This is a genomic window from Bifidobacterium biavatii DSM 23969 (assembly GCF_000741165.1).
Classification (GTDB): domain Bacteria; phylum Actinomycetota; class Actinomycetes; order Actinomycetales; family Bifidobacteriaceae; genus Bifidobacterium; species Bifidobacterium biavatii.
Genome location: NZ_JGYN01000010.1, coordinates 87,224 through 109,097 on the forward strand (window position 1 = coordinate 87,224; position 21,874 = coordinate 109,097).

The 21,874-nt window shown below is 64.4% G+C and carries 18 protein-coding genes and 1 tRNA gene; 7 read left to right on the forward strand and 12 right to left on the reverse strand.

Annotation, left to right across the window (positions count from 1 at the left end; genetic code table 11):
- Window positions 1-26: 26 nt before the first annotated feature.
- The 4 genes from trmB to BBIA_RS04960 all read right to left on the reverse strand — a co-directional run bounded on the left by trmB (window position 27) and on the right by BBIA_RS04960 (window position 3,426).
- The gene (gene trmB / locus BBIA_RS04945; protein ID WP_081892030.1) at window positions 27-938 is read right to left on the reverse strand and encodes a tRNA (guanosine(46)-N7)-methyltransferase TrmB; all 912 of its coding nucleotides are present in this window, start codon (window positions 936-938) and stop codon (window positions 27-29) included.
- A gap of 208 nt (window positions 939-1,146) precedes the next feature.
- Complete coding sequence (locus BBIA_RS04950; protein WP_033495355.1) at window positions 1,147-1,662, reverse strand: low molecular weight protein-tyrosine-phosphatase; 516 nt, start codon at window positions 1,660-1,662, stop codon at window positions 1,147-1,149.
- Between the two features lie 110 nt (window positions 1,663-1,772).
- Window positions 1,773-2,441, reverse strand: coding sequence for a dihydrofolate reductase (locus tag BBIA_RS04955; RefSeq protein ID WP_033495353.1), 669 nt, complete (start codon window positions 2,439-2,441; stop codon window positions 1,773-1,775).
- A gap of 109 nt (window positions 2,442-2,550) precedes the next feature.
- Window positions 2,551-3,426 carry a thymidylate synthase gene (locus tag BBIA_RS04960; RefSeq protein WP_033495428.1) on the reverse strand — a complete coding sequence of 292 codons (876 nt, stop codon included), beginning with the start codon at window positions 3,424-3,426 and terminating at the stop codon, window positions 2,551-2,553.
- 144 nt (window positions 3,427-3,570) lie between these two features.
- Here BBIA_RS04960 and BBIA_RS04965 point away from each other — a divergent pair, with 144 nt between their 5' ends.
- Complete coding sequence (locus BBIA_RS04965; RefSeq protein WP_033495351.1) at window positions 3,571-3,984, forward strand: OsmC family protein; 414 nt, start codon at window positions 3,571-3,573, stop codon at window positions 3,982-3,984.
- Window positions 3,985-4,203: 219 nt separating this feature from the next.
- Here the strand turns inward: BBIA_RS04965 and BBIA_RS04970 are convergent, their stop codons facing one another.
- The 3 genes from BBIA_RS04970 to BBIA_RS04980 form a co-directional block, all read right to left on the reverse strand.
- Entirely contained in the window at window positions 4,204-5,241 is a 1,038-nt protein-coding gene (locus tag BBIA_RS04970) for a universal stress protein (protein WP_033495349.1), read from the reverse strand.
- 273 nt (window positions 5,242-5,514) lie between these two features.
- The gene (locus tag BBIA_RS04975) at window positions 5,515-6,342 is read right to left on the reverse strand and encodes a C40 family peptidase (protein WP_051923795.1); all 828 of its coding nucleotides are present in this window, start codon (window positions 6,340-6,342) and stop codon (window positions 5,515-5,517) included.
- A 305-nt stretch (window positions 6,343-6,647) separates the two neighbouring features.
- On the reverse strand, window positions 6,648-7,679 hold the full coding sequence (locus BBIA_RS04980; protein ID WP_033495345.1) for a CHAP domain-containing protein: 1,032 nt from the start codon (window positions 7,677-7,679) through the stop codon (window positions 6,648-6,650).
- Between the two features lie 273 nt (window positions 7,680-7,952).
- Between BBIA_RS04980 and serC the strand changes: the two genes are divergently transcribed.
- A complete protein-coding gene (gene serC / locus BBIA_RS04985) occupies window positions 7,953-9,101 on the forward strand; it encodes a phosphoserine transaminase (RefSeq protein WP_033495343.1) in 1,149 nt (382 codons plus the stop codon).
- A 13-nt stretch (window positions 9,102-9,114) separates the two neighbouring features.
- A complete protein-coding gene (locus tag BBIA_RS04990) occupies window positions 9,115-9,378 on the forward strand; it encodes a DUF2530 domain-containing protein (protein WP_033495426.1) in 264 nt (87 codons plus the stop codon).
- A gap of 46 nt (window positions 9,379-9,424) precedes the next feature.
- On the opposite strand, the gene BBIA_RS04995 is transcribed toward BBIA_RS04990, so the two are convergent.
- The gene (locus BBIA_RS04995; RefSeq protein WP_238548443.1) at window positions 9,425-10,810 is read right to left on the reverse strand and encodes a sensor histidine kinase; all 1,386 of its coding nucleotides are present in this window, start codon (window positions 10,808-10,810) and stop codon (window positions 9,425-9,427) included.
- A 272-nt stretch (window positions 10,811-11,082) separates the two neighbouring features.
- On the opposite strand from BBIA_RS04995, the gene phoU reads away from it, so the two are divergent.
- Window positions 11,083-11,763, forward strand: a complete 681-nt coding sequence (gene phoU, locus BBIA_RS05000; protein WP_033495341.1) for a phosphate signaling complex protein PhoU — start codon at window positions 11,083-11,085, stop codon at window positions 11,761-11,763.
- Between the two features lie 297 nt (window positions 11,764-12,060).
- Here the strand turns inward: phoU and BBIA_RS05005 are convergent, their stop codons facing one another.
- From BBIA_RS05005 to lysS, 4 genes are all read right to left on the reverse strand, one after another.
- Window positions 12,061-12,801 (reverse strand): phosphoglyceromutase, encoded by a 741-nt coding sequence (locus BBIA_RS05005; protein WP_033495339.1) that lies wholly within the window; start codon window positions 12,799-12,801, stop codon window positions 12,061-12,063.
- A 141-nt stretch (window positions 12,802-12,942) separates the two neighbouring features.
- Complete coding sequence (gene menA, locus BBIA_RS05010) at window positions 12,943-13,956, reverse strand: 1,4-dihydroxy-2-naphthoate octaprenyltransferase (protein WP_033495422.1); 1,014 nt, start codon at window positions 13,954-13,956, stop codon at window positions 12,943-12,945.
- 147 nt (window positions 13,957-14,103) lie between these two features.
- Window positions 14,104-15,360: an MFS transporter gene (locus BBIA_RS05015; protein WP_033495337.1), complete on the reverse strand. Its 1,257-nt coding sequence runs from the start codon at window positions 15,358-15,360 to the stop codon at window positions 14,104-14,106.
- A gap of 401 nt (window positions 15,361-15,761) precedes the next feature.
- Window positions 15,762-17,441, reverse strand: coding sequence for a lysine--tRNA ligase (lysS, locus tag BBIA_RS05020; RefSeq protein WP_033495335.1), 1,680 nt, complete (start codon window positions 17,439-17,441; stop codon window positions 15,762-15,764).
- Between the two features lie 285 nt (window positions 17,442-17,726).
- Here lysS and BBIA_RS05025 point away from each other — a divergent pair.
- From BBIA_RS05025 to BBIA_RS05035, 3 genes are all read left to right on the forward strand, one after another.
- Window positions 17,727-17,800: transfer RNA gene (locus BBIA_RS05025), tRNA-Pro, on the forward strand.
- A 120-nt stretch (window positions 17,801-17,920) separates the two neighbouring features.
- The gene (locus BBIA_RS05030) at window positions 17,921-19,108 is read left to right on the forward strand and encodes an MFS transporter (RefSeq protein ID WP_033495334.1); all 1,188 of its coding nucleotides are present in this window, start codon (window positions 17,921-17,923) and stop codon (window positions 19,106-19,108) included.
- Window positions 19,109-19,527: 419 nt separating this feature from the next.
- On the forward strand, window positions 19,528-21,741 hold the full coding sequence (locus tag BBIA_RS05035) for a DUF4037 domain-containing protein (RefSeq protein ID WP_033495333.1): 2,214 nt from the start codon (window positions 19,528-19,530) through the stop codon (window positions 21,739-21,741).
- Window positions 21,742-21,874 lie beyond the last annotated feature (133 nt).

Sequence of the window (21,874 nt, forward strand, 5' to 3'; positions counted from 1 at the left end):
TTTAGACGTCTCCAAAAGAAAAGACCTCACACCGCGCGGTACGTGAAATCGTGGATCACTCGTCCGGCAGCCAGGCCTTTCTTTTCGAAGTTGGTGAGCACACGTCCCTCGAACCGCACGGACTCGCGGAAATCGGCGTGCGGCAGGTCGGCGGCGGTATCGGCGTTGCCCTTGCCGACGTGCTCGGTCGGCAGGCTCACCGTCAGCGAGCCAACGTTCTCAAACCCGGCCGCATCGTCCATCACTTCGTGCACATGCAGCGCGTAGTCCTCGATGTCGGTGGCGATGCGCCACACTCCCCCGTCGACCAGCGCGCGACGCACGTCGCCCGCCAATTCCGGCTGCACGATGCGCCGCTTATGATGCTTCATCTTCGGCCACGGATCCGGAAAGAACGTCCACACCTCGGCCAGCACGCCCGCATCGCACGCCTTGAACAGCTCCGGCGCGTTCACCTGCGCGATGCGAATGTTGGCAAGATCCTGCTTGCCGGCCAGCAGCAGCGTATGCGCCACGCCCGGATCGTACACTTCCAACGCAAGGAAATTCAGCTCGGGATGCGCCGCAGCGGCCGCGACCACGTTCTCGCCCTGACCCGTGCCAATCTCGACGATCAGCGGCCGATCGTTGTCCCACGTCGATCGCACGAACTCCGCGTCGAACCGCAGCCCGTCGCGCACGTTCAGCGACCCCTCGCCGGCGGCGATGTCCAGCAGATAGCGGTCGGCATACGCGTCCCACGCGCGCTGCAGGCGATCGTCGAGACGCGCGGACCGGCGCACGAACGAGAGCACCTTGCGTCCGTACAGCGGCGGACGATCGGCGGCCACAGAATCGGACGCAACCGGTTCGGACTCAACCGGCTCGAACACGACCGGCTCAGACGGCGAAACAGCCCCGTCAGAGGCAATATCAGTGTGATTCACGACTTCAGACATACGTCATACGATACCGGCACGCGCGGAACGCTGCGGTGCCCAACGTCGCACAATGCCGCTATGCCGCTAAGCGCTGTTATCGGATTTGATGCAACGAACCACCGACTACCCCTCAGTCACTGCGTGACAGCTCCCCTGACAAGGGGAGCCAAGAAAAATAGGACGCAACGGCAACCCCGGTACGCGATGCCCGGCAAGGCATCAATCCTCATCCGAGCTTGGCCTCAACCCAGTCGACGATATACGGCGCGACTTCCTTGATCTGGTCGATCGCGACCTGGAACTCGTGCGGGCCGCCGTACCACGGATCAACCAAGTCGATCTCGTCCTCGCGTCCGGGCGCAACGGCCGGCAGGTTCGGGTCGAAGCTGCGGTACATGTGCACTTCCGAGCGCTTCTCGGCCGGCAGCTGACGCAACAGGGCGCGCATATGCGACGCGGTCATCGGCAGGAACAGGTCGCTTTCGTTGATCTCCTCGCGCGTGATGCGGTGCGCGAAATGATGCGCGGGAATCTCGTAGCCGTCGGCGCGCAGCACGCGCACGGCGCGACGGTCGATCGGATTGCCGTACTCCTCGTCCGACACGCCGCTGGACATGACGCGCACGCGATCGGCGAGCCCGCGCGACTCGAATTCGGCGCGCAGGATGATCTCGGCCATCGGCGAACGGCAGATGTTGCCGGTGCATACGGTCATGACGGTGTACAGGTGATCTGCGGTCATTTCACTGCTTTCGGTTCGTTGTTTGATGCGATTATGCGACCGGCGGGCGTGCGTGCGGCCCAGCCGCGTCCGGCGCAAGCCGCGCCCGGCGGACCCAGCGGGTCTTTGCGTCAGCGGGTCTTCTCGAACGTGACGAAACGGTACTTCGCGATGCCGCTGGCCTTCGCCTCGGCACGCTCCGGCTTGAGCCAATGGCCTTCGTCGGCGATGTGCCACAGGTCCGCGTCCACGAGGTCGCGGATGTCCGGCGCGTACACGTCGGCGTCGACCTTCGCGTCGAGGATCGTCACGTACGCCTTGGACGCGAGCGGCAGGGCCTCGCGGAACAGCTGCGCGCCGCCGATCACCCAGATTTCGCTGCGATCCATGCCGTCGTCCGGAATCGCCTCCTGACGCGCATAGTCCATCGCGTCGTCGAGGCTTTCCGCCACGGTCGCGCCGAGCGCACGATACTGCGGATCGTGCGAGACGACGATGTTGTCGCGGTTCGGCAGCGGACGGTACTTCGGATCCAGCGACTCCCAGGTCCTGCGGCCCATGATCACCGGATGCGAGACGGTCAGCTCCTTGAAATGCTTCAGATCCTCGGACAGGTGCCAAGGCATGCCGCCGTTGAAACCGATGGCGCCTTCGCGACCTTCCTTGTCGCGAGCCTCCGCCCATATGAGGTTCACCGAGAACGTTTTGGGGAAATCGTCGCCCCAGTCCTCGGTGTCGTCAAGCCCGGCAGATCCGGGCTCGGGTTCGTGGTAGCCACTGCGACTACTGTCATGCTCCATTTCAATCACTCCTTGGGTTGAACTGGGTCAGAATCTTATAGTCAGACCGCGACGGCCGCGCCTGTCGCACAGCCGGACGCAGGTCGCGATACGGGCGCGCCCGTTGTCGTCAGACCGCGACCGGCGCCTTGATCGTCGGATGATGCTGGTAACCGACGATCTCGAAGTCGCTGTAGTCGTAGTCGAACAGCGAATCGGCCTTGCGGATGCGAATATGCGGATACGGATACGGTTCGCGGCCGAGCTGTTCGAGCACCTGCTCGATGTGGTTGTCGTACACGTGGCAGTCGCCGCCGGTCCACACGAACTCGCCCGGTTCAAGCCCGGCCTGCTGGGCCATCATCAGCGTGAGCAGCGAATACGAGGCGATGTTGAACGGCACGCCGAGGAACATGTCGCACGAACGCTGGTACAGCTGGCAAGAGAGCCGCCCGTCAGCCACGTAGAACTGGAACAACGCGTGGCACGGCGGCAGCGCCATCTGGTCGACTTCGGCCGGATTCCACGCAGTCACGACCATACGACGCGAGTCGGGATGATGCTTGATCAAATCGAGCACGTTCGCAATCTGGTCGATGGTGCGGTTCGGATCCTCGGGCGTGGGCGCGGGCCAGCTGCGCCACTGCACGCCGTACACCGGGCCGAGGTCGCCGTTCTCGTCGGCCCACTCGTCCCAGATGTGCACGTTGTGCTCCTGCAGCCAGCGCACGTTGCTCGAACCCTTGAGGAACCACAGCAGCTCGTACGCGAGACCCTTGAAGAACACGGTTTTGGTGGTGAGCAGCGGGAAGCTGCCGTCGGACAGGTCGAAGCGGATCTGCCTGCCGAACAGGGAGATCGTGCCGGTGCCCGTACGGTCGGACTTAAGCGTGCCCTCGGTCAGGATCGTGCGCACGAGATCCTCGTATGGGGTGGGGATGTTGGTGTCGGGGCGCGCCGGGATGCGCGCGCGGACGTCTGCAAGCTGTTCCGGTGTCAATGCCATGCCTTTCAGCATAGCGTGAGCCGCGCGAACGGCACGTCGATTCACATTATGCGCGGAGCGGACCGTCGCGGCGCGATTGTGGGATACATTGGGGTTGTTGACGTCGGCGCGACGGTCGCGCCGCAACAAGACGAGGAGGACACTATGGGCAAGCGACTGTGGGTCGAGCGTAACAAGGATGGCTCGTGGGATGCGTACAGCGAGGACGGCGCGCATCTCAAGTTCGGCCACGGCAAGGGCGTGTTCACGCCGGGCGACCTGATGAAGATCGCGCTGGCCGGCTGCGCGGCCCTGTCCAGCCAGTTCGCGATCGAGCACACGCTCGGCGAGGGCAAGGGCGCGAAGATCGTCGTGGACGGCACGTACGACGCAGATAACGACGCGTACATCAACTTCAACGAGCAGGTCGTCGTCGACGCGATGGACGCGGGTCTCAGCGACGAGGACGCGGAGAAGCTCAAGGAGCGCATCACGCGCCACATCGACAAGGGCTGCACGGTCAAGCACACCTACGTGCAGGAGACGCCGGTGCGCATGGACGTCACCATTCGTCACTAGCCAGCCGTCACCGATCGCCACTAACCGGCACTGACCGGCCGACCGATCGCCGTCTCGCCGGAAACGCAACAAGCTCCCCCGCACAACCCGTGCGAGGGAGCTTGTTCATATGCTGGCGGCAGCTCTCGGCTGGGGAACCCAGCACGCGAAGCGCGACCGAGGGAGCCTCACGGCGCGAACGCGCCGCAACAATCAGCATCGGTCGCAGACCGATTCCTCTTACTGCCGATCCGGATCGATCTTCGCCTCGATCTTGGCGGCGACCTCCGGCTCGGCGGTCGGCACCGCGACCTCTTCGACGCCGCTGATCGCCTCGATCGGCTTCGGCGTGACCTCGGCCGGCGAGCTTGGCACGGTGTCGAGGCGGCTTTCCGCGGCCTCCACGTACTTGCGCGGCACCACGTACACGGGCGTCACGGCGTGCTGCAGCAGTCCCTGGCTGGTCGAGCCGAGCAGCAGGCCGGTGAATCCGCCGCGGCCGCGCGAGCCGACGACCACGACGTCGTGGTCCCAGCTGGCCTTGGTCAGCGCGTTCACCGCGGAACCGGGCACGACCTGCTTGTTGATCTTCAGATTCGGATGCGCTTCGGCCAGCGGCTTGATGCGCACGTTCAGATCGTCCAGATAGGACTCCATCACAGCTTCCTCGCCGTCGATGCCCTGGATCTTCGGCACTGCGGAGATCACGTCGAGCTCGGCGCCCCAGCTGTCGGCGAACGCGGCGGCGATTTCGAGCGCCTTCAGGCCCCACTTGGATTCGTCGGAGCCGACCGCGACCTTGGTGATCGTGTTGTTGAGGTGCATCAGGTTGCCGTCGTCGTCGGTGTACGGCACGACGACGATCGGGCAGTACGCGTACGCCGGCAGCGACGACGACGTGGTGCCGAGCAGGCGTTCGGCCAGTCCGCCCTTGCCGCGGTTGCCGATGACGATGAGATTGTAGTTGCGGGACAGTTCGACGAATACGGACGCCGGATCGCCGGTGACGATGAGCGTGGCGGCTTCGACGCCCTGCTCGTCGGCGATGGCCTTGGCCTTGGACAGGATCTCCTGCGCGTCGGAGTGCGCGGCGTTGTCGTCGCCCATGGCGGTATAGGTGGCGTCGAAGGACACCGCTGCGTAGCTCGGCAGCGAATACGCGCACACGATCTGCAGCGTGAGTCCTGCATGCTTGGCGTAGTTCGCGGCCCACCACGTGGCCTTGTAGCTGGCGTGCGAACCGTCGACTCCCACGAGAATTGCCTTGTCGTTGATCATGACGACCTCCTTACGTCGTTCGGCGCAACCGTGCGCCGCCCACAACCCCTAGAATACTCGCCGACCGCGTGAATCGCGTGTTACCCCACGCGGAAAATCGCCGGAACATCAACGCCGAATCGGCAACGCACGGGCGCTTCTGCACGTACGCTCGCATACGAAAACAGCGCCCCGATGTGGGACGCTGTTGTGCGAAGCGCAAAGTGGCGAGACGCTCGCCGTTGGCGTGATGCCGGCCGTTGCGATCGATCGTTACGGCCGGCGAAGTACGGTTTACAGGACGCGGCGGATGGAGTAGCCGCTGGTGAACACGCTCAGACCGGTGATCTGCGTGCCCTGGTACGGGTTCAGCGCGTTGACGACGAGTCCGTTGCCGATATAGATGGCCGCGTGCGTTTCGTTGGCGAGGATGTCGCCCGGCTGCGCGTCGGCGATGGATGCGACCGCGGTGCCGACCGCGGCCTGCGCGCCGGAATAGTGCGGCAGACTGATGCCGAACTGGGCGTACACGTACTGGACGAAGCCGGAGCAGTCCCAGCCGCTGGGCGTGTTGCCGCCGGCCACGTACGGGGAGCCGACGAATTGCGTGGCGTAGGAGGCGAGGGCGGAGCCGCTTGCGCTGGACGGGACGGTCGCGGTGCCGGTGGTACCGGTGGACGTGCCGTCGGAGGTGCCAGTGTCGGTCGTGCCGGTGGTGTCCGTGGTGGCCGTGTTGGTGTCAGGAACGGCGTCGTACAGCGAATCGCGCTGTTCGGAACGGCTGGCGGCCTGCGACTGGGCCTCGGCTTCAGCTTTGGCAGCGGCCTCGGCCTGCGCCTTGGCTTCCTCTTCGGCCTTCTTCTTGGCGGCTTCGGCTTCCTTTTCAGCCTTGGACTTGGTCACCGGAACGTTGAGGCTTTCAACGCCGCCCCAGTTGGTGTCGTTGTCGACGGACGTGGATGCGGATTCGGAAAGCAGGTCCTTGCGAACGACCTGCACCTTCGGGAATGAGCGAGAGGACGTGACCGTACCGGAATCGGCGGCCTCCGCACTCGGCACGACCGCGACCGCAAGCATGCAGCTGGCGACGGCCGTGACGGCGATAATCGAAACTTTGCGCATAATATTCATCGAGACGACAGCCTATCACGTCATCATCCCAGAGGATGAGGCCGATACGTGCGGAATCGGGCCGCACGCGCACCGTGACGGCAACGCAAACCCCGGAACTTCAACACAAATCATGCGCAGGGTGATATCGGTCACACGCCTAGCGCACGCATCATGCGCACATTATGCACACATCCTGCCGGCACGCTCCGCCGGCCTAAGCCAAACGCGCGCGACCGGCGCAACCGGAGCAACTAGGAACGAGATCGCACGGCCAGCGGCAAATATCAGACGAAATATCAGGCGAATATCAGTAATCAGTAGTGAATGTACTGCAGCTGCGCCGCGTCGCTCGCGGAAATCGTGCGATGCGAAATCACGCCGAGTCCCTTGACGTTCGATTCGGACACTTCGATCGAACCGTCCTTGTGGATCTTCTCCACAATCGCAACGTGACCGTAGTACGCGTCGGCGCCCATCTGACCGGGCTGGAAGACGACCACGTCGCCCTGATGGCGGGCCGTGGAATCCACCCAATAGCCGAACGTGGACGCCGAATCGGCCCAGTCCGCGCCGTTGCCGAAGTACGAGCCGACCGGCAGGCCGAGTTCGACGCGGCGCTCGAACGCATACCACGTGCACTGGCCCCACGGGTACGCGTTACCGCCGTTCTCGCCGGTCGCGTGGTTCGGGTTAAAGCCGGACGGCAGCAGGTCGTAGTCGGAATCCATGCGCGAGGCGACCTGCGGGTTAGATGCGGTAGATCGCGACATGCTGCTCACGTCGAGCGAGCTGCCGTCGTCCGCAAGCTGCCAGTCGCCGTCATTGCTGGTCTGCTGCGATTCGCCGTCGGCCGACGTGGTCGTGCCGGACTCGGCCGAAGATTCAGCTGAAGACGAAGACGATGCCGCGGTCGCATTGTCGGCCACTTCGCTCAGCGGCGTGCGATCGTTGGAACGCGACACCGTGGACGTCGTCGTGACGCGCTTGAGCTGCGTCGTCGTGGTCGCCGGATCAGCCGCAAGCGAAACCGGCGATTCGGGATGAGCGAGCGCGAGCGACGTCGCCGCCGTGCCGACCAGCGCGGCCAGCGACGTGGAAACGATGATGTTGGAACGGCGTTCGGCCGCACGGGCCGCCTCGCGCATAGCACGACGCGTCTGCGGGGCGATCTCGTTCAGCTTGTCGGCGAGCGCCTGGTCGATGCCGAGGATTGCGCCGTCGTTGGCGGCGAACTGCACGGCACGCACCACGCGGGTGCTGTGGGAGCCCTTGGTTGGCGAAAACAGCAGCCGGGCCACCTGCATGCACGGGTTTTCCTTGGCTGCCTTGTGGGCTCCATGCCTCATACTGGTACGCTCCTTGGTGAATGTAATTGACGCGACACCGACACGACGCCGCTGCGTCACGTCACAATACCGTCACTAACTTAGCGAGTGTACAACGAGCGTATGTCATCGCATATGTCATCATGCTGCCCGCCACGGTTCGTTGCCGTTCCCCGCACGGTCCGCCGCACAGTCCGCTGCGCGATCCGCACCTCCACAGCCGGCGGACGCGATCGTCACACGGTTTCGGACGAAACGTTCCGTCAATCCCCACTTGCCGTTAGTCTGGGAGCCATGTCGAACACGATTTCCATTCCGCAATCTATGCTGCCCGAAGACGGTCGGTTCGGTTCCGGCCCAAGCAAAATCCGACCCGAACAAGTGCATGCGCTGGCCGAAGCCGCGCGTTCCCCGCTGGGCACGTCGCACCGGCAGGCTCCGGTCCGACAGTTGGTCGCGTCGATTCGCGAGGGACTGTCGTCGTTCTTCCACCTGCCCGACGGCTACGAGGTGGCGCTCGGCAACGGCGGCGCGAGCGCGTTCTGGGACATGGCGTGCGCATCGTTGATCGCCCGCCGTGCCGCATTCGGCACGTACGGCTCGTTCAGCGCGAAGTTCGCCAAGTCGGCCGCGTCCGCCCCGTTCCTTGAGGATCCGGTGATCTATCAGGGCGAGATGGGCACGTATCGCCTGCCCGAGCTCACCGACGGCGTCGACACGTACTGCTGGGCGCACAACGAGACGTCCACGGGCGTGGCCGCGCCGGTGCGCCGCATCGCCGGCAGCCGCGAACAGGATGCGCTGGTGCTGGTGGACGGCACGAGCGCGTCGGGCGCGCTGCCCGTGGACGTTGCGCAGACCGACGCCTATTACTTCTCCCCGCAGAAGGCGTTCGGCTCGGACGGTGGCCTGTGGATCGCACTGCTGTCACCGGAGGCAATCGAACGCGCCGCAAGCGTCGAGCACAGCGCCACGCTGGACGGCGCCCGCCGCTGGGTCCCGCCGTTCCTGTCGCTGACGAGCGCGCTGGAGAACTCGCGCAAGGACCAGACGGTGAACACGCCGGCCGTGGCGACGATCATCATGCTGGAGAACCAGATCCGCTGGCTCAACGACAACGGCGGCATGGACTGGGCGACGGCCCGCTGCGCGAAGTCGGCGTCGCTGCTGTACTCGTGGGCGGAGCGTTCCGACTATGCGCATCCGTTCGTCACGGACCCGGACGCGCGTTCACATTCGGTCGTCACCATTGATCTGGATGACGCGATCAGCGCGAATCAGGTCGTCGCGGCGCTGCGCGACAACGGCATCGTGGACACGTTCGGCTATCGCAAGCTTGGCCGCAACCAGCTGCGCATCGGCGTGTTCCCGTCGGTCGAGCCGGCCGACGTGGCCGCGCTGACCGCGTGCGTCGACTATGTCGTCGAGCGTCTGGCCGACTGAGCGCGGGGTGATGATGAAGCTAAAGTTCGCCCCGATCATCAATCCAGATGCCTGCCGCCCGGCTCCCAAGCCGGTGCGCGTCGACCTGCGCAAAGTGTTCCTGTTCGGCACGGCGATGTGGGCTGTGGCGCTGGTGGTCAGCGCGATCCTGCTGTTCGCGGGCGTGCCGGCGCTGCGCGTGCTCATCGTGTGCGCGGCCGGCACGGTCATCGGCGTGATGATGCTGATCTGGGAGCATTTCGACCGGTGGGACTACCGCCGGCTCGGCGCGGACTGACGCGCCCTGCAGACGACGACCCGCCTTTCGGGTTCGTCGCTTCGTCTCACTGCGCCACGGGCAACGACAGCGTGAACGTGCTGCCGTTGCCCGGCTGGCTCCACACCGTCACGCCACCGTGATGCGCGAGCGCGACGTGCTTGACGATCGCCAAGCCCAGTCCGATGCCGTCGCGCGAACGGTCGGTCTGGTTGCGGCCACGGTAGAAGCGTTCAAAGATGCGCGCCTGCTCGTCCTTCGCGATGCCGACGCCCTGGTCGATCACGCGGATCAGCGCATGATGGCCGTCCTCGGCCTGCCCGGCCGACACGCTCACCGATGAGCCGGCCGGCGAATAGACGATCGCGTTTTCCAGCAGTTTGGTGATCGCCGCCGTGACCTGCTCCTCGTCGCCGTTGACCGTGAGCAGATTGTCGCATTCGATCTGCACGGCCACGTCGCTGCGTTCGGCCAGCCCGCGCAGCCGGTCGCGCGCCGAACGCAGCATGTCCTTGACGTTGAGCCGGTTCGCCGACGACGGCACGACCGGTTCCTGCGATTTGATGAGCAGCAGCAGATCGTCGACCATGCGGTTGAGATGGTTGCACGACGTGCGCACGCGATGCGCGTTCCACACGACCTGTTCGGGTTCCAGCGTGTCGTCTTCCAGCGAATCGGCGAGCTGTTCGAGCGCGCGTGACGGTTTGAGCAGCTGTTCGGATACGTTCGTGATGAACGAATCGCGCACCTGGGAGAAGCGGATCGCGTCGCTCACGTCGTCGATGAGCACAACGACGAAATCACCGACCTTGCCGACCGTGATCTTCAGCCAGTTCGGCCGTGTCACGCCCTGCACCTGCACCGGGTCGCCCGGCCGGCGTCCGTCGCCGTTCGCCTCTTCGGCGGCGGCCTGATCGGCGGAATACGCGGTATGCGTGGTCAGGTCGAACTGCCGGCGACCGCCGGATTCGCGCACCAGGCGCACAGCCTCGCGCACGCCGTCGTCGGCGATCGCCTCGTCGGAAACCACGCCGAGCATGTACGCTGCCGGATTCGCGCGCACCACTTCGTCGTTCTTGTTGACGACCACGGTCGCGTTCGGCAGCATCGCCAACAGCGCGGTCGTCGCGTCGTCCAAATCCTCATGCTCGTCGGCGTCATCGTCGCGCGCGGCGAAACGGGTGCGGAACCATGCACGCACGGATCGCGCGAGGCCGGCGATCGAACGGTCGCGAGGGGCGTCGTCGTCATCGTCGTCGGCATGGCTGTTGCCGCGCGTGCGGGCGCCGCCGTTCCCGACACCGTCGCCGGTACGCGAGGCGCGCCACGCCTCATAATTGTCGATGAACGGGCGAACGAGATCGTACAGCCAGAACAGCACCGCCGTCGCCAGCGCGAGTCCCATGATGAGGAACGGAATGATCACGATAATCGTCTTGAGCTGTTCGGGCATAGGCTCCATTTTCTCACACCGCGGGAGCCGACCACGGGTTTGCAATGGTTTGCCGCGACGCGCGCGACCCGCCGGACGCCCGGCAACGTTGTCTGACGCGAACGCGACGGGCGGTGGGAAGGTTGAGAAATCGCAGGTGAATGGCCGGTGAACGGAACCGTGAACTTTGCCTGAACGACCGGTGGCTTTTGGCTACGTTGTTGAGAAACGCCGCCGTCGAATAATACACTTGTAGAGGTTGCAGAAAGCCTTGAAAAGGAAGGTACAGAGAAATGCGCGTTATCTTTAACGAGGAGATGAAGGCGGTCGCCGACGATCTCGACCACATGGCGCAGGACGTGCGCAAGGCGATCAATCAGGCCGGAGACGCCCTGCTCAAGCAGGATGTCGAAGCGGCCCAGGCCGTGATTGACGGCGACGTCGAAATCGACGCCCTCGAATCCAGCATCATCGACCAGTGCGTCAAGCTGCTGGCCAAGCAGACCCCGGTCGCCACCGATCTGCGCGTGGTCGTCTCCACGCTGCGCCTAGCCTCTACGTTCGAGCGCATGGGCGATCTGGCCCGTCACATCGCGGAGACCGCCCGCCGCTCCTACCCGGAGTCCCCGCTGCCGGACAACGCCAAGGACCTGTTTGCCCAGATGCAGGAGTTCCTCGACGAAACCGCCGACAACGTGGTGGCCATGCTGGCCGACCGCGACGCGAAGATCGCCGATCGCGTGATCCGCAACGACGACAAGCTCGACGCCCTGCATCACCGCACCTTCGAGCTGGCGCTCGGCGAGAACTGGAACGGCAACAACCAGCAGCTCATCGACGTGGTGCTGCTCGGCCGCTTCATGGAGCGTCTCGGCGACCACGCCGTGTCCGCCGCCCGCCGCGTGGTGTTCATCACCTCCGGCTTCGACCCGAGCAAGGAGCCGACTCGCGACGAGGAAGGCTCGCTCGACTGATTGATCTTCCCGCGGCCGTCCTGCTTGGACGGCCCTGAGGAATCCGATGAAAAACCTCCCTTTTGAGGGAGGTTTTTTCGTTTGTGCGGCGTCGTGGTGATCTTGAATGATCTTGTGATGGGTTCAACAAGCCCGGCGAAGTTCTGGCGAAACGTGCTTTTTGCGATCTGTGAGGCAGATAGTCGTTCCCGGGAGTTCCGAGTTCCTCACACGGCATGCGCATAACAAAACGGTGGGGAACCGCACGAATGCGATTCCCCACCGTTGTAACCGTTATATGTCAGCGACGGCTCAGGCTCACTTCTGACCCTGGGCGGCGACGGCAGCGGCACCGGCGGCCGCGGCCTCCGGGTCGAGGTACTCGCCGCGCGGCTTGATCGGCTTGAAGTTCTCATCAAGCTCGTACAGCAGCGGGATGGCGGTCGGGATGTTGACCTTGGCGATCTCTTCCTCGGTCAGGTTGTCGAGCATCTTGACGATGGCGCGCAGCGAGTTGCCGTGGGCGGCGATCAGGACGGTCTTGCCGGCCTTGAGCTGCGGCTCGATGTCGGACTTGAAGTACGGCTCGACGCGCTTGACGACGTCCGCCAGGCACTCGGCTTCCGGAACCGGATCGCCGGTGTAGCGCGGGTCGTGGTTCTGCGCGTACTGGTCGTTCGGATCGATCTCGGGCGGCGGGGTCGCGTAGGAGCGACGCCACAGCATGAACTTCTCGTCGCCGTACTCCTCGCGGATCTCGGTCTTGTTCTTGCCCTGCAGGGCGCCGTAGTGGCGCTCGTTGAGACGCCAGCTGCGCTCGACCGGGATCCACAGACGATCCGCGGCATCCAACGCGAGGTTGGCGGTGTTGATGGCACGACGCAGCAGCGAGGTGAAGACGATGTCCGGAAGGACGTTCTTCTCCTTGAGCAGCTCGCCGCCGCGCTTGGCTTCGGCCTCACCCTGCTCGGTCAGCGGGACGTCGACCCAGCCGGTGAACTGATTGGTTTTGTTCCATGCGCTCTGTCCATGACGGAGCAGTACTAGTTTGTAAGTCATATGGCCCAGTCTACCGCCCTGTCGACCCAGACACGAGCGTTTGTCTTACTTTTGTTCCCCAATCCATCGCACCGCTTCTCTCCATTGACCAACGCCCATCAACCCGTTGGCGTTGGCTGATCGGATTCAGCCGGTCATCCGTCACAGGCCGCCGACGATCACGCACAGCACGATCAGCGCCGCGAAGAACAGCGTCTGGTAGCCGGCGTCCATCAGCGCGCCGCGGAACTCGTGCCGTGCGGCGGAACGCATCATCCGCAACGGCACGGCGATGCCGGAGATCATTAGCAGCACGCCCAAGCCGGGCCACAGCGCGCTGACGATCACGATCGAGACCAGCAGTTCCGCGCCGACGCAGGCGGCGAGCGCGGTGCGGGCGTTCCCCTCCCCCAGCCGCACGGCCAGCGTGCGCTTGCCATGCCGCTGGTCCTCGTCGATATCACGTAGGTTGTTGACCATGAGCAGCATCATTGCGTTCAGTCCGCAGCAGACGGCCGCGAGGATCCCAGTCAGGTCGATCGTGCCGGCGAGCGCGTACTGCGTGCCGAGCACGGCGGCGAGCCCGAAGAACAGGAACACGCCGAGTTCGCCGAATCCAGCGTAGCCGTATGGGTGTCTGCCGCCGGTGTATGTCCAGCCGGCAATCAGGCTGAGCGCGCCGACCGCGAACAGCCACCATGCGTGCGAGACGACGATCGCCGTCAGTCCGGCGATGCAGGCGACGCCGGCCGCGATGCCGGCCGCGCGCAGGACCTGCCGCGCCGGCACACCGGAGGCGACCAGTCGTTGCGGCTTGCGCGGGCGCGACTCGTCGGGCGATGCATCGAACGGTTCGTCGTCCGAATCGGGGACGTCGCGGCCGTCGTCGGTGCCGCGGATGCCGTCGGAGTAGTCGTTGGCGAAGTTGACGGCGATTTGCAGGGCGAGCGCGACGATCGCGCACAGGACGGCGACCGGCCAGAACCGGCCGATCAGCGCGGCTTGAGCGGCTCTGTTCGCAGTGCAGACCGCAGGCTCGGGATATTGCTCGGTGCACACGCCGAGCGCGCGGATATGGATCCATGCGCATGCCGCGCCGACCATCACCGGCGCGATGCTGGCGGGCAGCGTGCGAGGTCTGGTCCCGGCTACCCACAGTTTCCAATCCGCCGTCATGGTTTGCCGTGTGTTCGCGCGTTCTGTCATGCCTGCCAGCATAGATTCCCCACACGAATATGGATATGGGGTTCTCCCGCCGAACAACAGGCGGGAGAACCCCGTATCGTCTATGGTTTGTTCGCGGAACGCGGAGAGACGCCGGAGTCAGCGGGTGGAGCCGTAGGACTTGAAGAAGATGCTGAGCAGCGCCACGTAGGCGACGCCGACGGTCATCACGAGGATCGCGCCGAGCTGCATGCCCATCGCGTCGGAGGCGAGGCCCATGAGTGGCGGGAAGATCGCGCCACCGATCAGACCGATCATCATCAGACCGGAAACCTCGTTCTGGCGTTCCGGCAGGTGCAGCAGGCCGGTGGTGAGCATGATCGAGAACACGTTCGCGTTGCCCATGCCCACGAAGGCGAGACCGGCGTAGGCGAGCCACACGGGCATGCCGTCAACGGCGGCGAACAGGATGAAGCACACGGAGGAGAGCGCCATGAGCGCGCCGCAACCGCGCAGGATCTGCTTGCGGGTGAACTTCTGGAGCAGCACGGAGCCGGACAGGCAGCTCAGGGTGCGGAACGCGAAGTAGACGCTGGTGGCGCCGCCAGCGACCTCGATGCCCATGTTCGAATGCTCCATGAGAATCTTCGGCGCGGTGGCGTTGATGCCGACGTCCACGCCCACGTGGCACACGATGCCGAGGAAGCACAGCAGAATCACCGGGTTCTTGAGCAGCGCGAAGCAGCCGAGCACGCTGGTCCTGCCGGAGTCGGGCGCGTTTTCCTTGATGTCGTCGAGGGAGAGCATCACGAACGCGAGGATCGCACATACCAGGTAGATCGGGTAGAGCAGCCACCACTTGCCGAACGTGGTAGCGGCCCAGCCGGCGATGAGCGGCGCGATGAACGAGGCGATGGCCTTGACGAACTGGCCGAAGGTGAGCATGCCGGCAAGCTTTTCGTCGTGCGCGAGATTGCCGACAAGCGGGTTGAGCGAGACCTGCATGAACGTGTTGCCGATGCCGAGCAGGCAGAAGGAGGCGACGACGAACACGAGCTGGGCGGTGGCGGCCGGGATGAGGTAGCCGATGATCGGCAGCAGGCAGCCGACCGCGGTGATCGCAATGGCGACGAGCACGGTCATGCGGCGGCCGATGCGGTTCATGAGCATGCCGGCCGGCACGGAGAGCACCAGGAACCAGAAGAAGGTCATGGTGGTGAAGATGTTGCTCACCGAGTCGGACAGGCCGAAGTCGGACTGCACGTAGTTGGAGGCGGTGCCGACGAGGTCGACGAAGCCCATCACGAAGAAGGACATCATGACGGGCACGAGGACGGCGAAGGGCGCGCTGCCGAGCTTGTCAGGCTGGGCGTTCTGGGCCGCCGCGTTCTGGGGCGCGGGAGACTTGGAGGTCATGGCGTTTGTTCTTTCTCTGCTTTGCTCGTATTGCCGTGGTGCGGAACGATCCGTCGTTCCGCCCGGTAACGCCTCCGCAGTGAGTCGCGCGATCGGCGACGAGCAACGCGTGAGTAACGCCCTTAATTGATTAACGATGTTAATGCCAACCCCGGCCACGACACGCCCGTGTCACCACCGACGTACGCCGCATATAACCGCCGATCACGATCATCAAACGCAACAGTCTGCTGCAATCTGACTATCGTCCCGCGATCATCCTGCGATCATCGATCATCGATCGTCGATCATCACAAGAAACGAAAAGGCCGCGGGCGCAACGGGACATGGCCCGCCGCACCTGCGGCCTCATCATTCGCAGCGACGTGCAGCGCAATCAGCACGGCCGCGAACAGAACAAATCAGTTCAGCGCGATCGGCTTGACGAGCGGGAACGTGATCGTCTCGCGGATCGTCGCGCCAGTCAGGGCGATGAGCAGTCGGTCAATGCCCATGCCCATGCCACCCGCCGGCGGCATGCCGACGCCCAGCGCCTCAAGGAAGTCCTCGTCGATGTCGCAGGCCTCCTCGTCACCCGCCATCGCGTCCTTCGCCTGCGCGACGAAGCGCTCGCGCTGCACGACCGGATCGTTGAGCTCGGAGTAGCCGGTGGCCAGCTCGAAGCCGCGCACGTACAGATCCCACTTCTCGACCACGCCCGGCTTGGAACGGTGGCCCTTGACGAGCGGGCTGGTCTCGACCGGGAAGTCGCGCACGAACGTCGGCTCGTACAGCTTGTCCTCGTAGAAGTGCTCCCACAGGTGCTCGACGAGCTTGCCGTGGTTCTCCACGTCGTCGCGCTCCACGCCGAGCTTGTCGGCGATCTCGCCCAGATGCTCCACAGATGTGCCCGGATGCTCCGGACCGCCATTCGGCACGATCTCCTCGCCGAGCGCCTCGGACAGCGAATCGTACATGCTGATCTGCTTCCACTCGCCGCCGAAGTCGTACTCCGTGCCGTCGAGCAGCGTGACCTTGTGCGAGCCGTACACGTCCATCGCGGTCTTCTGCACGAGCTCCTTGACGAGCGCGCCGATCGTGTCATACGTGCCGTACGCCTGATACGCCTCGACCATCGTGAACTCCGGCGCGTGCGTCGCGTCGACACCCTCGTTGCGGAAGTCGCGGTTGATCTCGAACACGCGGTCGATGCCACCGACCAGGCAGCGCTTGAGGAACAGTTCCGGCGCAATGCGCAGGTAGAGGTCCAAGTCAAACGCGTTCATGTGCGTGGTGAACGGACGGGCCGCGGCGCCGCCGTGCACGGTCTGCAGCATCGGGGTCTCAACCTCGATGAAATCGTGGTCGTCGAAGGTGCGGCGCAGCGAGGCGACGGCCTTGGAACGGTTGCGCACCATGTTGCGGATCTTCTCGTCCGCGATCATGCCGATGTACGGCTTGCGGGTGCGGGTGTCCTCGTTGAGGTCCTTGTGCAGGGCTGGCAGCGGCTGCAGGGCCTTGGAGGCGATCGCCCATTCGGTCGCGAACACGGACAGCTCTCCGGTCTTGGAGGCGATCACGCGGCCGCGCAGGTACAGGTGGTCGCCGAGGTCGACGAGCTGCTTGAACTGCTTGATGGAATCGGCGCCGATCTCCTTCTTGGAGATCATGCCCTGGATCTTGGTGCCGTCGCCGGCGGACAGCTGCACGAAGCACAGGCCACCCGCGTTGCGCAGGAACAGCACGCGGCCGGCGATGCCGACCATGTCCTCGGTCTCCTGGCCGGGCTCGAGCTTGCCGTCGTACTTGGCGCGCACCTCTTCGATCGTATGATCCACGTCGAGATGCACCGGGTACGGGGCAATGCCCGCCTCGAGCATCATCGCACGCTTGGCGACGCGCATCTGCACCTGCTCCGGGTGCGCCAGCGGGCCGAACTCCTTGTTGGACGGATCAACCGCCTCGTCCAGCGTGGCACCGGACCTGATCTTCTCGCGGATCGTCTCGTCCTGCTTGAGCAGCATCTCCGCGCGCTCGACCGTGGTCATCGCGGGCGCGGCGTTTTCTTCCTCATTTGCTTGGGATTCTTGGGTTTCGCACATAAACCCTCAGTGTAGCGAGCGGGCGATACACGCCGGTCTTCGTCCTCGCTATCCTTCCACGCCGTCCCGAGCCGATACTCGGCTCTCCCGCGCGGCTCCGCACGGGCCTGCAACGCGGTCGGTCGGCGAATCAGTCAAGAATCAGCCGAAAATCGTCTGGAAAAACCTCCCGCAGGCAACCGAACGGCAAATGTCGCTTTTCGGCGGAAAATCAACGATTCACAGCGCGACACGCCGAAGTTTGACTCTCGACCTGGAGCATGTAATATAGCGGACGTTGCCAAACGGGCTGTAGCGCAGCTTGGTAGCGCGCTTCGTTCGGGACGAAGAGGCCGCGGGTTCAAATCCCGCCAGCCCGACTGCAATAAGGGAATCACTGAGTATTCGGTGGTTCCCTTTTTTCATCTGTGCGCAAGTACGTGATCCGTACGCACGCACACGCATGCACGCAAGAAGGAACCAGAGGGAATCAGGGCAACATGAAGAAGAGTCTGCTCGCGCTGGCCGCCGGCGCGTTCATCCTCGGCGCCGCCGAATTCGTGATGATGGGCATCCTGCCGCAGGCCGCGGCCGCCACCAACGTCGACATCCCCACCGCTGGACACTACATCTCCGCATACGCGATCGGCGTGTGCATCGGCACGCTTACCCTCGTCTTCGGCCGCAAGGTGCCGCCGAAGAACCTCATCATCCTGTTCATGGCGATCGCGCTCGTCGGCAACACGATGTCCGCACTATCCGTCAACGCGACCATGCTCATCGTCGCCCGCTTCATCTCGGGCCTGCCGCACGGCGCGTTCTTCGGCACGGCGACGCTCATCGCCAAAACGCTCGCAGACAAAGGCAAGGAAGCACAGGCCGTCTCCATGATGGTGACCGGCCAGACCGTCGCCAACATGCTCGGCGTGCCCGCCGGCACGCTCATGGCCGAATTCCTTTCATGGCGTCTCGCGTTCGGCATCCTCGCCGCGTGGGCCGCGATGACGATCGTGCTCACGATCGCGTGGATCCCGTTCGTCGCGCCGATCAAGGACGCGGGCATCCGCGGCCAGTTCCGTTTTCTCACCAAGCCGGGCCCGTGGATCATCCTCGCGGCCGTGTTCACCGGCAACGCGGGCGTGTTCTGCTGGTGGAGCTACGTCTCCCCGTGGCTGCAGAAGACCGGCGGCTGGCCGAGCGCGCTCGTGCCCATGATGATGATGCTTGCCGGCTTCGGCATGGTCGTCGGCGGCCTGATCGGCGGCCAGATCACCGATCGTTGGCGTCACGCCGGCACAGCCGCGCTCGGCCAGGCGATCTCCTGCCTCGGTCTGCTCATGGTGCTCACCCTGCCCGGCAACCAGTTCACCAGCGCGCTGCTCACGTTCTGGATCGCGTTCGGCCTGTTCTTCATCTCCGCGCCGCAGCAGCTGCTCATGACCGAGGCCGGCCAGGGTGGCGGCGAGCTCATCGCGGGCGCGGCCGTGCAGGTCGCGTTCAATTTCGGCAACGCGGTCGGTTCGGTCGTCGGCGGCGCGATGCTGACCACGTTCTCGATGAACTACCGGTTCACGGGCCTCGGCGGTCTGCCGCTCGGCATTCTCGCTGTCGCGCTGCTCACGTTCTACTCGCTGCGGTGGGAAACGCACACCGACGCGCTCGAGCGCATGCGCCCGGTCGAGGTCTGAGCCGTTCTTCCGCGTGGTTGGCGGCTTCACCGATTTCGTTCATCCACGCCACGCATGCTTCCGCTGTTTACGTTGTTTACGCTGCTTGTTGCGATCCGTGAGGCAGATTCAACGGCGTGCATGGGTCAATGTGCGATCTGTGAGGCAGTCTATTGCGGCCGTCTGTTCCCGCTGATGCGGATTGTCAGGTGATGATCGCGTGTTTTTGACCGTAGGCTGCCTCACAGATCGCACATTGACTTGTGCAGACGGCAATATCCGCCTCACAGATCGCAAAAACCTCTTCGACATGCGCCAATGACAGCATTTCCGCTCCCCTAACGCCCTGTTATCAACCTCACAGCCGAACGTGGATCGCGTTCATCCCCCAGGCACGTACACTGGAGACCGATCACACGAGCGGCAAGGAGGCTTTGCGCATGAACGACGACGAACTGTTACGCCGTTTGGAGGCGTTCGGCGGATTCGGCGACGCGGATGACGGGAACGATGCGGACGTTGCGGACAACGGAAACGTGCAGGATGATGGCGTCGATGATGACGCCGACCAGCCGGCGCATTTCGACGTAAACGAGTTCCTCGCCGGCCTCGACGCGATCTTCGACGCGCACGAGGCCGCCACCAAGGCCGGTCCATATCTCGAACAGGCAGCCGTGGATGCGGAGAACGCGGGCGACAACGCGGGACTGCTCACCGTGCTCAACGAGACGATGGGCTTCTACCGATCGCAAGGCCTGCACAAGGAAAACCAGTGGATCATCCAGCGGGCGCTCGAACTCGCCGCAAAAATGGGCCTCGAAGGCACGGAGGCGTGGACGACCACGCTCATCAACGCGGCCACCGGCCAGCGCGCGGCCCATAATTACGATCAGGCCGAAGAGCTCTACCACATGGCGCTCGATTCGGCCAAACAAACCCTCTCCCCCACCGACCGCCGTCTCGCCGCGCTGCACAACAACCTGTCCATGCTGTACAGCGAAACGGACCGCCTGCCACAGGCCGAAGCGGAGCTGCGCGAGGCACTCGGCATCCTCGAATCGTCCAGTCCGGACGCGAACGCGAACATTGACGTCGCGTCCACGAACACCAATCTTGCGCTCACGCTGCTCGGCGAGCATAAGCTCGACGAGGCCGACGCGCATGCAGCCCGGGCATTGGACATCTACCGCAACGGGCATCTCGAGCACAGCGCGCACTACGCGTCCGCGCTGGCCGGATACGCGCAGGTGCGCTATGTGGCCGGCGATTTCGCGCACGCGGTCGATCTATATCGGCAGTCTCTCGCGGTAATCGAGGAATGCTACGGCACGGACACCGACTACTACCGCATCACCGAGGCGAACCTCAAGCAGGCCGAGGACGCGGCGCGGCAGGCGGGGGTTGAAGTCGGCGGCGCAGCCTCTTCCGCTGTCATTTCGAGCGAGCACAGCGAGTCGAGCAATCTATCGTCCCGGGAGACACATGATTCCGGCACAGCAGGGGCATCAGCGGGGGAAGATTTCTCCGCTCCGCTGCGCTCCGGTCGAAATGACAGTGAAATAGCACCACACTCCGATCGAAATGACCGTGAAACAGCACCACACTCCAGTCAGAGCGTCTCCTCCCGCCCGCGCATAACCGGGCTGAAACTGGCGCGCGCATACTGGAACGAGATCGGTAAGCCGATGATCGCGGCGAAATACCCGGAATATCAGGGGCGCATCGCCGCCGGACTCGTCGGCCACGGGTCGGAATGCTACGGCTTCGACGACGCGATCTCGCAGGACCACGACTTCGGCCCGCGCTTCTGCCTGTGGCTGACCGACGAGGATTACGCGGCGATCGGCGAGCGTTTGCAGGCCGATTACGAGGCACTGCCGCACGAGTTCATGGGATATGCGCGAGCCGACGACGGCACGGTGACGCCGCGCGCGCAGGGCGCGGGCCGTCGCGACGGCGTGTTCACGATCGGCGATTTCTTCGAGTCGATCACCGGCTACCGCAAGGCCCCGGCCGCCGACCGCCCGCACGAATGGCTGATGCTGGACGAGCCGACACTGGCGGCCGCGACGAACGGCGAGGTGTTCGCTGACCCGTTGGGCGCGTTTTCGGCCGCGCGTCAGGCGTTCAAGTTCATGCCCGACGACGTGCGGTTGTCGCTGATTTCGCGCCGGCTTGGCATGATGGCGCAGGCGGGACAGTACAACGTGCCGCGCATGTTGGAGCGCGGCGACGGCGCGGCCGCATGGCTGTCGATCGGCGAGTTCGCGGATGCGGCCGCGTCGCTCGTGTATCTGATGAACGAGCCGGTGACGATCGGCTATCTGCCGTACTACAAGTGGCGTTTCGCCGCGCTGCGCCGATTGAGCACCCGCGTGGCGACGCGGCTGGCGAATGTGTGCGATCAGCTGGAGTCGCTGCTGCGCCTGAGCTCGGCGGCCTGCTACGGCGGGGCCGGATTCGGCGAGGGCGGGCGCGGCGCGGCCCCGGCGGTGGCTCAGGTCAACGAAACCATCGAACGGATCTGCGGCGAGGTCGTGGCCGAGCTGAAGCGCGAGGGTCTGACGCGCAGCGACGACACGTTCCTCGAATGGCAGCGCCCGTACGTCGAAGAACACATTCGCGGCGACGCGGCATGTTTGAGGTCGATCTGACCGTAAACCCTTCGCATAGCCGCTCCATTCAGAGGACATTTCACAGTTGTAGGTTCAGGCATATGAAACCTGAGACAGCGAGCGCCAAGAAAATCTCGCAAAACCATTGGAATTCCAGCAGCACAATGCTTAC

What these genes read in the sequence shown, in the direction of transcription:
- trmB (WP_081892030.1), bottom strand. Translation starts at nt 938, where the DNA reads ATGTCTGAAGTCGTGAATCACACTGATATTGCCTCTGACGGGGCTGTT.
- BBIA_RS04950 (WP_033495355.1), bottom strand. Translation starts at nt 1,662, where the DNA reads ATGACCGCAGATCACCTGTACACCGTCATGACCGTATGCACCGGCAAC.
- BBIA_RS04955 (WP_033495353.1), bottom strand. Translation starts at nt 2,441, where the DNA reads ATGGAGCATGACAGTAGTCGCAGTGGCTACCACGAACCCGAGCCCGGA.
- BBIA_RS04960 (WP_033495428.1), bottom strand. Translation starts at nt 3,426, where the DNA reads ATGGCATTGACACCGGAACAGCTTGCAGACGTCCGCGCGCGCATCCCG.
- BBIA_RS04965 (WP_033495351.1), top strand. Translation starts at nt 3,571, where the DNA reads ATGGGCAAGCGACTGTGGGTCGAGCGTAACAAGGATGGCTCGTGGGAT.
- BBIA_RS04970 (WP_033495349.1), bottom strand. Translation starts at nt 5,241, where the DNA reads ATGATCAACGACAAGGCAATTCTCGTGGGAGTCGACGGTTCGCACGCC.
- BBIA_RS04975 (WP_051923795.1), bottom strand. Translation starts at nt 6,342, where the DNA reads ATGCGCAAAGTTTCGATTATCGCCGTCACGGCCGTCGCCAGCTGCATG.
- BBIA_RS04980 (WP_033495345.1), bottom strand. Translation starts at nt 7,679, where the DNA reads ATGAGGCATGGAGCCCACAAGGCAGCCAAGGAAAACCCGTGCATGCAG.
- serC (WP_033495343.1), top strand. Translation starts at nt 7,953, where the DNA reads ATGTCGAACACGATTTCCATTCCGCAATCTATGCTGCCCGAAGACGGT.
- BBIA_RS04990 (WP_033495426.1), top strand. Translation starts at nt 9,115, where the DNA reads ATGAAGCTAAAGTTCGCCCCGATCATCAATCCAGATGCCTGCCGCCCG.
- BBIA_RS04995 (WP_238548443.1), bottom strand. Translation starts at nt 10,810, where the DNA reads ATGCCCGAACAGCTCAAGACGATTATCGTGATCATTCCGTTCCTCATC.
- phoU (WP_033495341.1), top strand. Translation starts at nt 11,083, where the DNA reads ATGCGCGTTATCTTTAACGAGGAGATGAAGGCGGTCGCCGACGATCTC.
- BBIA_RS05005 (WP_033495339.1), bottom strand. Translation starts at nt 12,801, where the DNA reads ATGACTTACAAACTAGTACTGCTCCGTCATGGACAGAGCGCATGGAAC.
- menA (WP_033495422.1), bottom strand. Translation starts at nt 13,956, where the DNA reads ATGACGGCGGATTGGAAACTGTGGGTAGCCGGGACCAGACCTCGCACG.
- BBIA_RS05015 (WP_033495337.1), bottom strand. Translation starts at nt 15,360, where the DNA reads ATGACCTCCAAGTCTCCCGCGCCCCAGAACGCGGCGGCCCAGAACGCC.
- lysS (WP_033495335.1), bottom strand. Translation starts at nt 17,441, where the DNA reads ATGTGCGAAACCCAAGAATCCCAAGCAAATGAGGAAGAAAACGCCGCG.
- BBIA_RS05030 (WP_033495334.1), top strand. Translation starts at nt 17,921, where the DNA reads ATGAAGAAGAGTCTGCTCGCGCTGGCCGCCGGCGCGTTCATCCTCGGC.
- BBIA_RS05035 (WP_033495333.1), top strand. Translation starts at nt 19,528, where the DNA reads ATGAACGACGACGAACTGTTACGCCGTTTGGAGGCGTTCGGCGGATTC.